Annotated in this window: 14 protein-coding genes; 5 read left to right on the top strand and 9 right to left on the bottom strand. The window is 61.0% G+C overall.

Going from position 1 to position 12,802, the window contains the following annotated elements:
- Positions 1–19: 19 nt before the first annotated feature.
- Positions 20–400: a hypothetical protein gene (locus tag ACSSVY_RS01725; protein ID WP_454267645.1), complete on the bottom strand. Its 381-nt coding sequence runs from the start codon at positions 398–400 to the stop codon at positions 20–22.
- A 157-nt stretch (positions 401–557) separates the two neighbouring features.
- Between ACSSVY_RS01725 and ACSSVY_RS01720 the strand changes: the two genes are divergently transcribed.
- Complete coding sequence (locus tag ACSSVY_RS01720) at positions 558–1,208, top strand: carbonic anhydrase (protein ID WP_454267644.1); 651 nt, start codon at positions 558–560, stop codon at positions 1,206–1,208.
- Positions 1,209–1,315: 107 nt separating this feature from the next.
- On the opposite strand, the gene ACSSVY_RS01715 is transcribed toward ACSSVY_RS01720, so the two are convergent.
- The 8 genes from ACSSVY_RS01715 to ACSSVY_RS01680 form a co-directional block, all read right to left on the bottom strand.
- Positions 1,316–3,514, bottom strand: a complete 2,199-nt coding sequence (locus ACSSVY_RS01715) for a 3-hydroxyacyl-CoA dehydrogenase NAD-binding domain-containing protein (RefSeq protein WP_454267643.1) — start codon at positions 3,512–3,514, stop codon at positions 1,316–1,318.
- Between the two features lie 15 nt (positions 3,515–3,529).
- Positions 3,530–4,741 (bottom strand): acetyl-CoA C-acetyltransferase, encoded by a 1,212-nt coding sequence (locus ACSSVY_RS01710; RefSeq protein WP_454267642.1) that lies wholly within the window; start codon positions 4,739–4,741, stop codon positions 3,530–3,532.
- A gap of 15 nt (positions 4,742–4,756) precedes the next feature.
- A complete protein-coding gene (locus ACSSVY_RS01705; RefSeq protein WP_454267641.1) occupies positions 4,757–5,392 on the bottom strand; it encodes a glutathione S-transferase family protein in 636 nt (211 codons plus the stop codon).
- 286 nt (positions 5,393–5,678) lie between these two features.
- Positions 5,679–6,812 (bottom strand): acyl-CoA dehydrogenase family protein, encoded by a 1,134-nt coding sequence (locus ACSSVY_RS01700; protein WP_454267639.1) that lies wholly within the window; start codon positions 6,810–6,812, stop codon positions 5,679–5,681.
- A 27-nt stretch (positions 6,813–6,839) separates the two neighbouring features.
- Positions 6,840–7,052, bottom strand: coding sequence for a hypothetical protein (locus tag ACSSVY_RS01695; RefSeq protein WP_037270221.1), 213 nt, complete (start codon positions 7,050–7,052; stop codon positions 6,840–6,842).
- Between the two features lie 27 nt (positions 7,053–7,079).
- Positions 7,080–8,858 (bottom strand): acyl-CoA dehydrogenase C-terminal domain-containing protein, encoded by a 1,779-nt coding sequence (locus ACSSVY_RS01690; protein WP_454267638.1) that lies wholly within the window; start codon positions 8,856–8,858, stop codon positions 7,080–7,082.
- A 34-nt stretch (positions 8,859–8,892) separates the two neighbouring features.
- On the bottom strand, positions 8,893–9,294 hold the full coding sequence (locus ACSSVY_RS01685; RefSeq protein WP_454267636.1) for a MerR family transcriptional regulator: 402 nt from the start codon (positions 9,292–9,294) through the stop codon (positions 8,893–8,895).
- 171 nt (positions 9,295–9,465) lie between these two features.
- On the bottom strand, positions 9,466–9,834 hold the full coding sequence (locus tag ACSSVY_RS01680; RefSeq protein WP_454267635.1) for a MerR family transcriptional regulator: 369 nt from the start codon (positions 9,832–9,834) through the stop codon (positions 9,466–9,468).
- A gap of 119 nt (positions 9,835–9,953) precedes the next feature.
- On the opposite strand from ACSSVY_RS01680, the gene ACSSVY_RS01675 reads away from it, so the two are divergent.
- From ACSSVY_RS01675 to arfB, 4 genes are all read left to right on the top strand, one after another.
- Entirely contained in the window at positions 9,954–10,376 is a 423-nt protein-coding gene (locus tag ACSSVY_RS01675) for a PaaI family thioesterase (protein ID WP_454267633.1), read from the top strand.
- The gene (locus ACSSVY_RS01670) at positions 10,376–10,885 is read left to right on the top strand and encodes a PaaI family thioesterase (protein WP_009817104.1); all 510 of its coding nucleotides are present in this window, start codon (positions 10,376–10,378) and stop codon (positions 10,883–10,885) included. The genes ACSSVY_RS01675 and ACSSVY_RS01670 overlap by 1 nt, the downstream gene beginning before the upstream one ends.
- Positions 10,878–12,194 (top strand): MATE family efflux transporter, encoded by a 1,317-nt coding sequence (locus ACSSVY_RS01665; protein ID WP_454267631.1) that lies wholly within the window; start codon positions 10,878–10,880, stop codon positions 12,192–12,194. The genes ACSSVY_RS01670 and ACSSVY_RS01665 overlap by 8 nt, the downstream gene beginning before the upstream one ends.
- Before the next feature lie 92 nt (positions 12,195–12,286).
- Positions 12,287–12,709: an alternative ribosome rescue aminoacyl-tRNA hydrolase ArfB gene (arfB, locus tag ACSSVY_RS01660; RefSeq protein ID WP_454267630.1), complete on the top strand. Its 423-nt coding sequence runs from the start codon at positions 12,287–12,289 to the stop codon at positions 12,707–12,709.
- Positions 12,710–12,802 lie beyond the last annotated feature (93 nt).

The raw sequence follows: 12,802 nt of genomic DNA, 5'->3' as shown, positions 1-12,802 counted from the left end.
ACCCGTCAATTCATGCGGTTCAAAGCGGCGGGTCGGACATATCCCATATCTCGCAGAGCGAACGCTCGCCAATGCGCACGAGGCGCGCGAAAGTGGCGGCAAGCGCAGTCGCGTCACCGGCATCAATGCAGCGGGTCACATCCCCGGCCACCTGCACCAAAAGCTGCATACCGATCTGGTCGGCGATGGCGATCAGGCTGCGCGCGCATTTGCGCAGATCGTCCCTGCACCCCGCGCCGTAGAGCCGGTCGGCCTGCGTGAGCCGTGCCGCCAGTTCCTCGAGCGCGCGACAGACCACATCGTCGGCATTCGCCTCGCCGAGTTGGACATAGAGCGTCTCGAGCCGTTGGGCATCAAGCCGCACCTGTTCCCGTTGTTTCAGCAATGTCACCTGTTCCACGGTTCACCCACATTCCCTTGATCCATCAGCCCCCACGGCGCGCGCAGATTGGCCCTTGGCTGGTTCCCAAATGGTTTCCATGGTCGCAATTTATCGCTCGAATTCGAGGCGAATCCGGACTATCTACCAGACGATTGCCATAAGCCCGGGAGAGACCATGGAACACGCCCGCCCCCTGCCCGCCTATCTGGTACACCGTTTTCATGGCTGGAAGGCCACGAGCTATGCCGAGAACCAGTCGTGGTATCGGCATCTCGCACAACAGGGGCAGCACCCCCGTGCCATGGTGATTTCCTGCTGTGACAGCCGCGTCCATGTCACCTCGATCTTTGGTGCGGATCAGGGAGAGTTCTTTATTCACCGAAATATCGCCAATCTGGTGCCGCCCTATGAGACCGATGGCGGTCAACATGGCACCTCGGCAGCGGTGGAATATGCCGTGACCGCGCTCAAGGTGGCGCATGTCATCGTGATCGGCCACTCCGCCTGTGGTGGCGTCAAGGGCTGTATGGAAATGTGCTCTGGCCATGCGCCGGAACTGGAAAAACAGACAAGCTTTGTCGGGCGGTGGCTGGATATTCTGCGGCCCGGCTACGAGCGGGTCAAGGATATGGCTGATGCAGAGCATCAGATGAGGGCACTCGAAAAGCAGGCGGTGGTGATTTCGCTGGAGAACCTCATGACATTTCCGTTTGTCGCCAAGGCGGTCTCTGATGGCACGTTAACACTGCACGGGCTCTGGCACGAGATCGGCTCGGGTGCGCTGGAACAATTTAGCGGCAATCAGGATACCTTTTTGCCGCTCTGAGCGCAGTGCCTCAGCCCCCTGTGGGATCGGCCAACGGAAAGATATGAGTATTTGATCCAAGAAAAAGCCCGGCGCTCACGAACAAGGCGCGCCGGGCTTTTTTATGGTCAGGCTGCGGCCGCCTGACCGCCAAAGCGCCCATAAAAGCTCTGGGTCTTGTCCGCCATTTCGCGCAGTAGTTTGGGTGTCGTGAAACGCGGGCCGAATTTCTCGGCCAACTGATCACACCGCTCTGCCGCATAGGGCGTGCCGATGATGTCGAGCCACGCAAACGGCCCACCCGACCAAGGCGCAAAGCCCCAGGCCAGAATTGCACCCACGTCGCCCTCGCGGATGTCCTCCAGCACACCCTCTTCGAGCGCGCGGACCGCTTCTAGCACTTGCGCGAACATCAGGCGATGCTGCACCTCATGCAGATCGGGTTGTTCGGCGGCGCGGGGATATTTGGTGGCAAGACCCGGCCAGTATCCCAGACGCTTGCCCTTGTCGTCATAGTCAAAGAACCCGGCCTTGGATTTGCGGCCCAAACGCCCCTCGCCTTCCATGTAAAAGATCACCTCATCAACAGCGGCATCCGGATAAGCGTCGCCCATCGCCGCCTTGGTCGCACGGGCAATCTTGGCACCGAGGTCAATCGAGGTCTCATCGACCAGTTGCAGCGGCCCTACCGGGAAACCAAGCTGACGCGCGGCATTGTCGATGAGCGCGGGCGCCACACCTTCGGCCACCATGCGCAGACCCTCGTTGATATAGGGAATGATGCAGCGGTTGCAGTAGAAGAAGCGCGCGTCATTCACGACGATCGGCGTCTTGCGGATTTGCCGGACATAATCCAGAGCCTTGGCGACGGCGCGGGGGCCGGTTTTCGCACCCTTGATGATCTCGACCAGCATCATCTTTTCGACCGGCGAGAAGAAGTGGATGCCAATGAAATTCTCAGGAGTGTCAGACGCCTTGGCCAGTTCGGAAATCGGCAAAGTCGAGGTGTTGGTGGCAAAGATGCAGTCCTTGTCCACGACCTTGAGCACGTTTTTGGTGACTTCGGCCTTGACCTTGGGGTCCTCGAACACCGCCTCGATGATCAGATCACAGCCCTTGAGCGCCGCGTAATCCGTGGTGGCGGTGATGAGATCGAGCGTCGCCGCCTTCTTCTCTGCCGTGGCCTTGCCGCGCTTGATGCCCTGATCCATGAAATCGGCGGTGTAGGATTTGCCCTTGTCCGCCGCCTCTTGTTTCTGGTCGATCAGAACCACCTGCATGCCCGCCATGGCAGAGACGAGCGCAATGCCTGCCCCCATCATGCCCGCGCCCATAACGCCGACCTTTTTCACCCGTTGATCGGGCACATCGGGGCGATTGGCCCCTTTTTCCAGCGCTTCCTTGTTGATGAAGAGCGAGCGGATCATCGCACTGGAGCTTGGGTTCATCAGCACGTTGACGAACCAGCGCGCCTCGATCTTGAGGGCGGTGTCGAAGGGCACGAGCGCGCCTTCATAGACCGCTGACAAGAGCGCCTTGGCCGCCGGAAAGGCCCCTTGGGTCTTGCCGTTGACCATGGCGGAGGCCCCGACAAAGGTCATGAAGCCTGCCGGGTGATAGGGCGCACCACCGGGCATTTTATAGCCCTTGTCATCCCAGGGTTTGACGATCTCGGGATTGCTCAGCACCCACTCGCGCGCCTTTTCGATCAGTTGATCGGCGGGCACCACCTCATCCACCACACCGGCGGCTTTGGCTTTTTTCGGATCATTGAGCTTGCCTTCGAGCAGGAGCGGCGAGGCGGTCATCGCCCCAAGCTTGCGCACAAGGCGTGTTGTGCCACCCGCGCCGGGGAAAATCCCCACCATGATCTCGGGCAGGCCGATCTTGGCCGATGGATTGTCGGCGGCAAAGATGCGGTGACAGGCGAGCGGGATCTCAAGCCCGATACCAAGCGCCGTGCCGGGCAGGGCTGCGGCAATCGGCTTGCCGCCCTTGTTCGTCTTGGGGTCCATGCCCGCACGCTCGATCTTGCGCAGGATGGCATGCATGCCCATCACCCCGTCAAAGAGACCCTTGGCCGGATTGTCGCCCGCGTCATCGCGCATCTTGGCGATGATGTTGAGGTCCATGCCCCCCGCGAAGGACCCTGCCTTGCCGGAGGTGAGGATCACGCCCTTGACGGCATCGTCAGCGAGCGCGTCATCAATCAGAGCCTCAAGGTCGAGAAAACCTTGGGAATTCATCACATTCATGGACTTGCCATGCGTGTCCCAGGTGATGATCGCGACGCCATCGGCGCCTTTTTCCATTGTGAAATCAGTCATCTTGGTCATCTCCTCTTACACGCGTTCGATGATGGTGGCGGCGCCCATGCCAGAGGCGATGCAGAGCGTGGCAAGGCCCGTGCCCTTGCCCGTACGCTCCAACTCATCCAGCAGCGTGCCGATGATGATGGCCCCCGTGGCCCCCAGCGGATGACCCATGGCGATGGACCCCCCGTTCACGTTGACGAGGCTGGGATCGACATTGAACGCCTGCTGAAACCGCAGAACAACCGATGCGAAGGCCTCGTTCACCTCGAAGAGGTCGATGTCGGAAATCGACATGCCGCTGTCGGCGAGGATTTTCTGCGTGGCAGGCACCGGGCCGGTCAGCATGATCGTCGGGTCCGTGCCGATCTTGCAGGTCTGCACGATGCGCGCGCGCGGCTTGAGGCCCCATTTCTCGCCAAATTCCTTGGAGCCGATCAAGACACCCGCCGCACCATCGACGATGCCGGATGAATTGCCCGCGTGGTGGATATGGTTGATCCGCTCCAGATGCGGATATTTCATCTTGGCCACGGCATCAAAGCCCGGCATGACCTCGCCCATCGCCTGAAACGCCGGGGTAAGTGCCCCCAGTGTCTGCATGTCGGTGCCGGGGCGCATGTATTCGTCATAGTCGAGAATGGTCAGGCCGTTCTGATCCTGCACCTCGATGATGGATTTCGCGAACCGCTTGTCATCCCAGGCCGCCTTGGCACGGCGCTGCGATTCCACGGCGAGGGCGTCGGCCTCGTCCCGGGTGAACCCGTATTCGGTGGCGATGATATCCGCCGAAATGCCCTGTGGCACGAAATAGGTGTCCATCGCAATCGACGGGTCCACGGCAATCGCCGCCCCATCGCTGCCCATGGCAACGCGGCCCATCATCTCGACCCCACCGGCGATATAAGCCTCACCGGCGCCACCCTTGATCTGGTTGGCGGCAAGGTTCACCGCCTCCATGCCAGAGGCGCAAAAGCGGTTAATGGCAAGGCCGGGGATGCTCTCATCCAGATCAGAGGCGAGCACGGCAGTCCGCGCAAGGCAGCCGCCCTGCTCCATCACCTGCGTGACATTGCCCCAGATCACATCCTCGACGGCGTGACCATCGAGTCCGTTGCGGGATTTCAGCGCGTTGAGCACCTGCGCCGATAGGCGCGCGGCCGTCACCTCGTGCAGCGCGCCATCCTTGCGGCCCTTGCCGCGCGGGGTGCGCAGGGTGTCATAGATATAAGCGTCAGACATATCGGTCTCCTTCGTTCAGGCGCGGTCAGCGGGGCTGCCGGGCATCAGGTCATAGGGGTGTTTCCAACCGGGCGTGGCGCTGATGTTGTCCAGCCACCGGTCGATATTGGGCCACTCGGCGCGGTCAAAGCCGAAGGGTTCGGGGTAATAGAGATACCCGCAGCAGGACAGATCGGCATTGGTGATCGCGTCACCCAAGATCCAGTCGCGCCCAGCCAGATGAGTGTCGAGCGTGGTGTATGCGGCCTTGAGGCGACCTTGGGCAAAGGGGATCACAGCCTCCGGGCGCTTGTCCTCGGGCAGGAAGTTCATCAGGAACCGCGTCATGCCCGCCTGAGAGCTGAGCTTGTGATTGTCCCAGAACATCCAGCGCATCACCTCACGCGCCTCTTCCGGTGTGGTCCCGCCGAATTTGCCGGTCTTCTCGGTGATGTACATCTGCATGACGCCCGATTGCGCCAAGGTCACGTCGCCATCGACCAGAACCGGCACCTCGCCCATGACGTTGATCTCGCGAAACGCAGGCTGCCGGGTTTCACCGCCAAAGAAATCGACAAAGACCGGCTCCCAATCGAGACCAGAGAGTTGCAGCGCGAGCGCCGCCTTGTAGGCATTGCCGCTTTCGCCAAAGCAGTGGAGTTTGATGGTCATGTGTTGGGTTCCTGTTGCGATGTCGAATTTGAGTATTTTTGGCAAGGCGAAGCCAATCCGGATTTACCCTGTATTAACTGAGATGTGGCTTGATCGGCGATGCGGTACAGGCTGGAGAGCCGATGACTGCGCAAGGTGAAGCCCTGTTCCGGTGACTGATGCCAAATGGCCCGCGCACCGGGCAGGGTGCACCTGCGCTTTTCATCTTGCCGCAAATACTCCACGGGGGTCCGGGGGTGTGAAACCCCCGGTTCCGAGCCTGCAATGCGAACCGCCACGCCGACCCTCACAGCGCCCTCGCAATCAGTTCTTTCATGATCTCGTTGGTGCCGCCATAGATGCGCTGCACGCGGGCATCGGCCCACATTTCGGCGATGTCATATTCCTGCATATAGCCATAGCCGCCATGCAGTTGCAGGCAGTCATCCAGCACCTCGCCTTGGCTGTCGGTCAGCCAGTATTTCGCCATTGCCGCCTTTTCCACGCTGAGGTCGCCGCGAATGTGTTCGGTGATGCACGCATCGAGAAAGGCGCGGCAGACGGCGGTTTTGGTCTGGCATTCGGCCAGTTTGAAGCGGGTGTTCTGGAATTGCAGGATCGGGCCGCCAAAGGCCTGACGTTCCTTACAATAGGTGATGGTGCGTTCTACCGCGCCCTCCATCGCGCCCTGCGCGCCGCAGGCGATGATCAGGCGTTCTTGCGGCAGTTGCTGCATCATCTGGTAAAAGCCGCGCCCTTCTTCGCCGCCCAAGATGTTCTCGGGCGGAATTTCCACATTGTCGAAGAAGAGCTCCGACGTATCGCCCGCGTGCATCCCGACCTTTTCGAGATTGCGACCGCGCGCAAAGCCCTGCGCGCCTTCGGTTTCCACAACCACCAAGGAGATGCCCTTGGCCCCTTCCTTGGGGTCAGTCTTGGCCGCGACGATGATCAACTCGGCGTGTTGCCCGTTGGTGATAAAGGTCTTTTGCCCTGAGAGGCGGTAGGCGTTGCCGTCCCGAATGGCGCGGGTCTTGATGCCCTGCACATCCGACCCGGCGGCAGGCTCGGTCATGGCGAGCGCGCCGACCATCTCGCCCGACACCATCTTGGGCAGCCATTTCTGCTTTTGCGCCTCGGACCCATAGGCAAGGATGTAATGCGCGACGATGCCAGAATGGATGGGATTGCCCCAGCTTGCCAGATTGGCGCGGCCCTGTTCCATGCAGATCACCGCCTCATGGCCGAAATCCCCGCCAGCCCCGCCATATTCCTCGGGGATGGACGGGCAGAGCAGGCCCAAGGCCCCCGCCTCAAGCCAGCAGTCGCGGTCCATGATCCCCGCCTTGCGCCAACGGGCGAAATGCGGCCGCCATTCATCGGTGATGAACTTGGCGGTCATGTCCGAGAGCATCTGATGCTCGTCTGTCATCCAGGTCATGGCCGGGCCTCCCCTCCCTTTGCCGCCTTAGCGTTTGCGCGCCTCTAGCTCCGAATTGAAGAGCCTGAGGCGATGCGCAAAGGTTTCCTCGTTGATCACGCTGTCGAAATTCTCGAAGAGGAAGGACAGCGCCTCACCTTCATCCAACCCCGAGTCCTGCGCAAAGCGGCGCAGGCGGCGGTAGCCATCCTCGGTCATCGCCGCGTTGAAGCGGCGCGTGAGGCGAAAGCGTTTCGGCATCTGTCCCTCCTCCCTAGCGGTCTCTCCTCAGAACGCTTCGGCCTCGAGGGCCATGACTGTATCGGCACCGCTCTGGATACGTGCCAGATGCAGGGCCGTCGCAGGCAGGCGGCGCTTCATGTAGAAGCGGCCGGTCGCCAGCTTGGTCTTGTAAAACGCCTCGTCCGAAGTTCCCGCATCCAGCGCCGCATGCGCCGCCTTCGCCATCCGCGCCCACATCAGGCCAAGGCAGACATGGCCGAAAAGGTGCATGAAATCATAGGAGCCCGCGAGCGCCGCATTGGGGTTCTTCATCCCATTCTGCATGAAGAACATGGCTGAGGCTTGCAGATCCTTGGACGCTGCCTTGAGCGGATCAAGGAAATCAGCCTTGAGCGCTTCGTTGCCCTCGTTGTCCTTGAGGAAGGTCTTGACCAGTTCGAAGAAGGCCATGACGTGTTTGCCGCCGTCCTGCGCCAGCTTGCGACCGACCAGATCGAGCGCCTGAACGCCGTTGGCCCCTTCGTAGATCATGGCAATGCGGGCGTCGCGGGTGAATTGCGACATACCCCATTCCTCGATATAGCCGTGGCCGCCATAGACCTGCTGCGCCAACACGGTCATGTCATAGCCTTCATCGGTGAGAAAGCCCTTGATGACGGGCGTCATCAGCGAGATCAGACCTTCGGCGGCGGCGTCATTGCCACGATGTGAGCGGTCGATCAACTCCGCACCCCAGAGCATGAAGGCGCGCGCGCCCTCGATAAAGCTCTTTTGATCCATCAGCGAACGACGAATGTCGGGATGCACGATCAGCGGATCGGCGGGGCCATTGGGGTTTTCCGTGCCGGTCACGGCGCGGCCTTGAAGGCGGTCCTTGGCATAGGCGAGCGCGTTCTGATAGGCGACTTCGGCCTGTGCCAGACCCTGCATGCCGACGCCGATACGGGCCTCGTTCATCATGGTGAACATCGCCCGCATGCCCTTGTGCTCTTCGCCCAAGAGCCAGCCGGTTGCCCCATCATAGTTCATCACGCAGGTGGAGTTGCCGTGAATCCCCATTTTTTCCTCGATCTTGCCGCAGGTCACGCCGTTGCGGTCGCCAAGGCTTCCGTCATCTTTGACGATGAATTTCGGCACGATGAAGAGCGAGACGCCCTTGATCCCCTCGGGGCCACCGGGAATCTTGGCCAGCACAAGGTGGATGATGTTGTCGGCCATGTCATGCTCGCCGGACGAGATAAAGATCTTCTGCCCGGTGATCTTGTAGCTGCCATCGCCCTGCGGTTCGGCCTTGGTGCGCATGAGGCCCAAATCGGTGCCGCAATGCGGCTCGGTCAGGTTCATGGTGCCGGTCCACTCGCAATTGGCCATTTTCGGCAAATAGGTGGCCTTTTGATCGTCGGTGCCATGCACGAGGATCGCAGAGGCGGCACCATGGGTCAGACCCTGATACATGGTAAAGGCCTGATTGGCAGCCGAGAACATCTCGCCCACGGCGGTGCCGAGGATATAGGGCATGTATTGCCCGCCGAATTCCTCGGGAAGATCGAGGGCCGTCCAACCGCCTTCTTTCATCTGCTCAAAGGCCTCTTTGAAGCCCTTGGGCGTGCGCACCACACCGTTTTCCAACACGCAACCCTCGGTATCGCCCACGGCGTTGAGCGGCATCAGCACCTCGGAGGCAATCTTGCCCACCTCTTCCAGAACGGCCTTGGTAAAGTCAGGCTCAAGCTCGGCATAGCCGGGCGTTGTCTGTTCGGACACGTTCAGAACCTCGTGCAGCACGAATTGCATGTCACGGGTGGGGGCGGTGTAGCTTGGCATATGTCTCTCTCCCTAAAACAGGTGCCGGACCGGATTACTCGGCGGCTTTTTGGCTGGTCTTGAGCGAGGCCAGCATACGCTCGCCCCATGTCATCTGTTCGCGCAGCTCAGAGATTGCGGCCTCCAGCTCGTCGCGCTGTTTCTCCATTTCGGCCAGACGCGTCCGCGCCACAGCATAGGCGCGGGCAATCTGGCTGTGTTGCTGATCCCCCTTGTCGTAGAGATCGAGCAACTGTCGCAGGTCTTCGAGGCTGAACCCAAAACGCTTGCCGCGTTGGATCAGCTTCAGCCGGGCCCGGTCGCGCCGGGTAAAGAGCCGCTTTTGCCCGACCCGCCGGGGCGAGAGCAGCTCCTTGGCCTCGTAGAAGCGCAGAGTGCGCGGCGTTACCTCGAACGCTTCGCACATCTGGCGGATTGTCATCATATCGTCGGTCATTGGCTTACCCATATCAGAGCACATTTACCGACAATCTGCGGATCATGGGCCATGGTTACAACAGCCGGGCGGCTTTACGTAACTACTACGTCGCGTCACTTTTAGATTGACGTAAGATAAGGCAAGGTAAGCGCATCCCGTGGGAAATTTTCTTTCCCCTGCGTCAGCCTTTCAGGGGAGGCTGGAGGCGGTGTCGTCACGCAACTTCTTCAATTCGGCCATGGCGTCGTCAATTTGACGACGCTGTTCGGCCAGTTCCGCAAGCTGCCGGTCGGCCAGGGCAATCCAGCTCTGCATCTGCGCATTCGTACCCTCTTTCTCGTAAATGAGAAGCCATTGCCGGATCTCTTCCAGCGCAAAGCCGAATTTGCGACCGCGCAGGATCAGGGTCATGCGCGCGCATTCGCGCGGGCCGTACCAGCGCGCCCGCCCGTCACGTTCAGGCTGCAACAGTTCAATGTATTCGTAATAGCGCAGGGTGCGCGGCGTGACATCATATGTCGCGCACATTTCCTTGAAGGACAGTTTTTTATCCGACATGGGCAGGCTCCCTCGCTCTCTTGACGTTAGGACCAAGATGCGGCCCATGCAACCGGTGCTCTTGCAGCTTGTGCGGATTAGGGATCATAAAGGGCGCAACACGATCCGCGGGGAAGAGCATGACCGACGCCAAGACCAAGATCGCACAGCAATTCATGCAGGCCCTACCGCATGCCCGTGCGCTTGGGATGCGGTTGGTGACAATGGGCGACGGTGAGGCCGAGATCGAGATGGATTACGATCCACGATTTGTCGGCGACCCCGAGACCGGGGTTATTCACGGCGGCGCGGTTTCGGCGTTGATGGATACCTGTTGCGGGGCGGCGGCGATGAGCCACCCGGCCTCGCCCGGCGGCACGGCGACGATTGATTTGCGCATCGACTATATGCGTCCGGCGACGCCGGGGCAGCGGGTCCGCGCGCATGCGGAATGCTATCATATCACGCGCTCTGTGGCGTTTGTGCGGGCGCGCGCCATGGATGACGACGACGCGCGGCCTGTGGCCACGGCCACCGGCACCTTTACCGTGGACGGCAAATGATGGCCCGCGCCCGTCCCGAACCTGTGCAGGTGGTCAAACAGCGGCGTGATGCGGCGCTCAAGGCACTGGTCGAGGGGGTGCCCTATATCGGCTTTCTCGGGGTGCAGTTTGATCGGCGCGGCGATGAATTGACGGCCTTGATGCCGTTTGCGGACAAGCTGATCGGCAATCCGATGCTGCCCGCGTTGCATGGCGGGGCGACGGCGGCATTTTTAGAGATCACGGCAATCATTGGTTTGAGCTGGGGCATGCTCTGGGAAGAGATTGAAAGCGGCGCGTTCGATCCTGAGACAGTGGTCGGAGGAAAGCTGCCGAGACTACCTAAAACCATTGATTTCACAGTGGATTATCTGCGCTCTGGCCTGCCGCGCGATGCCTATGCGCGGGCGCAGGTCAACCGCTCTGGCCGCCGCTATGCCTCTGTGCATGTCGAGGCGTGGCAGGACAATCGCAGCCGTCCTTTTGCCCAAGCCACGGGGCATTTCCTGATGCCGCGCCGCGATGGCTGAGGTCGCGCGGGCGGTCACGCATGCCCGTGTCCTGAAAATCGCCCTTCCCATAGTAATTTCCAACGCCACAGTGCCGATCCTTGGCGCGGTAGATACTGGCGTCGTGGGGCAGTTGGGGGCGGCAGCGCCGATTGGCGCGGTGGGCATTGGCGCGGTCATAATTACCGGAATTTATTGGCTTTTCGGCTTTTTGCGGATGGGCACCACGGGCCTGACCAGTCAGGCGCAGGGGGCGGGACAGGTGGGCGAGGTGGCCGCGCTATTGACGCGCGCGCTGATGATCGGATTCGCTGGCGGGCTGGCATTGATCATCCTGCAAGTCCCTGTTTTCTGGGCTGCTTTTCAGCTTTCACCGGCGAGCGAGGAGGTCGAGAGCCTTGCGCGGCAGTATATGGCGATCCGGGTCTGGAGCGCGCCGGCGATGATTGCGCTGTTCGGCATGACCGGATGGCTCATCGCACAAGAGCGCACGCGGGCGGTTTTGCTTCTGCAACTGGTGATGAACGGGATAAATATCCTTTTGGATCTGTGGTTTGTGCTGGAGCTCGACTGGGGTGTCGCCGGTGTTGCACGGGCGACGGTGATCGCAGAATGGGGTGGTCTGGCGCTTGGGTTCTGGTTCTGCCGTGATGCGTTTGCGGTGCCAGCGTGGTGTGACTGGTCCCGGGTGTTTGACCGGGAACGGCTGAGAAACATGGCGTCAGTCAATGGTGACATTCTGCTCAGGTCATTGATGTTGCAGATTATTTTCATTTCTTTCCTGTTCTGGGGCAGCGATTTTGGTGATGTCACGCTGGCGGCAAATCAGGTGCTTTTGCAATTCCTGAGTATCACCTCGCATGCGTTGGACGGGTTTGCCTTTGCCGCCGAGGCGCTGGTGGGGCGGGCGTTTGGGGCGCGCTCTGTCGCGCATCTGCGGCGGGGGGCGCTCTTGACGAGTGTTTGGGGGTTGGTGGTCTGCGTGGCCCTCGCGGTCGTCTTTGCCAGCTATGGCGGGGCGTTGGTCGACCTGATGGCCAAGGCCCCAGAGGTGCAGCAAGAGGCCCGTAACTATCTGATTTATATGGCGCTTGCACCGGTTCTTGGGCTGGCTTCCTATATGCTTGATGGGGTCTTTATCGGCGCGACGCGCACCCGCGACATGCGCAACATGATGGCGCTGAGCCTCTTGGTCTACATCGGTGCGGCGCTGTTGCTCGCCCCCTCGATGGGCAATCACGGGCTATGGCTGGCGCTCTTGATCAGTTTCGTGGCGCGGGGCGTCACGCTGGGTCTGCGCTATCCGGCGCTGGAGCGGGCGGCGGCCTAGTGTACAGGATGTCCATTGTGGACGCGGGTTGTGTACAGGTTCGCAATCCCGCCGGGATGCTGTATCAAGGGCAGAGTTTTGGGGCCGGAACCATGCTGCATATCACCGATCAGATCGCCATCGAGGACTGGGAATTGACCGAGCAGTTCATGCGCGCCTCGGGGCCGGGGGGACAGAACGTCAACAAGGTGTCGAGCGCTGTCGAATTGCGGTTCGAGGCCGAACGGTCGCCCAACCTGCCCGCGCCGGTCAAGACGCGGCTGCGGCGTCTGGCCGGGCGGCGCTGGACCAAGGAGGGGGCGGTCGTGCTGCAATGCGACGAGACCCGCAGCCAGACCCGCAATCGGGAAATCGTGCGGGACCGTCTAGCCGATCTCATTCGCCAAGCCTCGGTCGCGCCCAAACGGCGCGTGGCGACCAAACCGACGCTGGGATCGAAGAAACGTCGCCTTGCTGCCAAGAAGCAGCGCGGGGAGGTCAAGGCGCTGCGCGGTCAGGTGGAGGGCGATGACTGAGCCTAAGCGCGACAGTGCTAGAACCGGCGAGACGGTGGCGCGACGTTGGGCTTGACCCGGCGGCGGGACTGAGGTGATCTGATCAAATCTTTG

It is taken from the genome of Roseovarius sp. MBR-51 (assembly GCF_053628575.1).
This window is presented reverse-complemented; position numbering and strand designations above follow the sequence as displayed.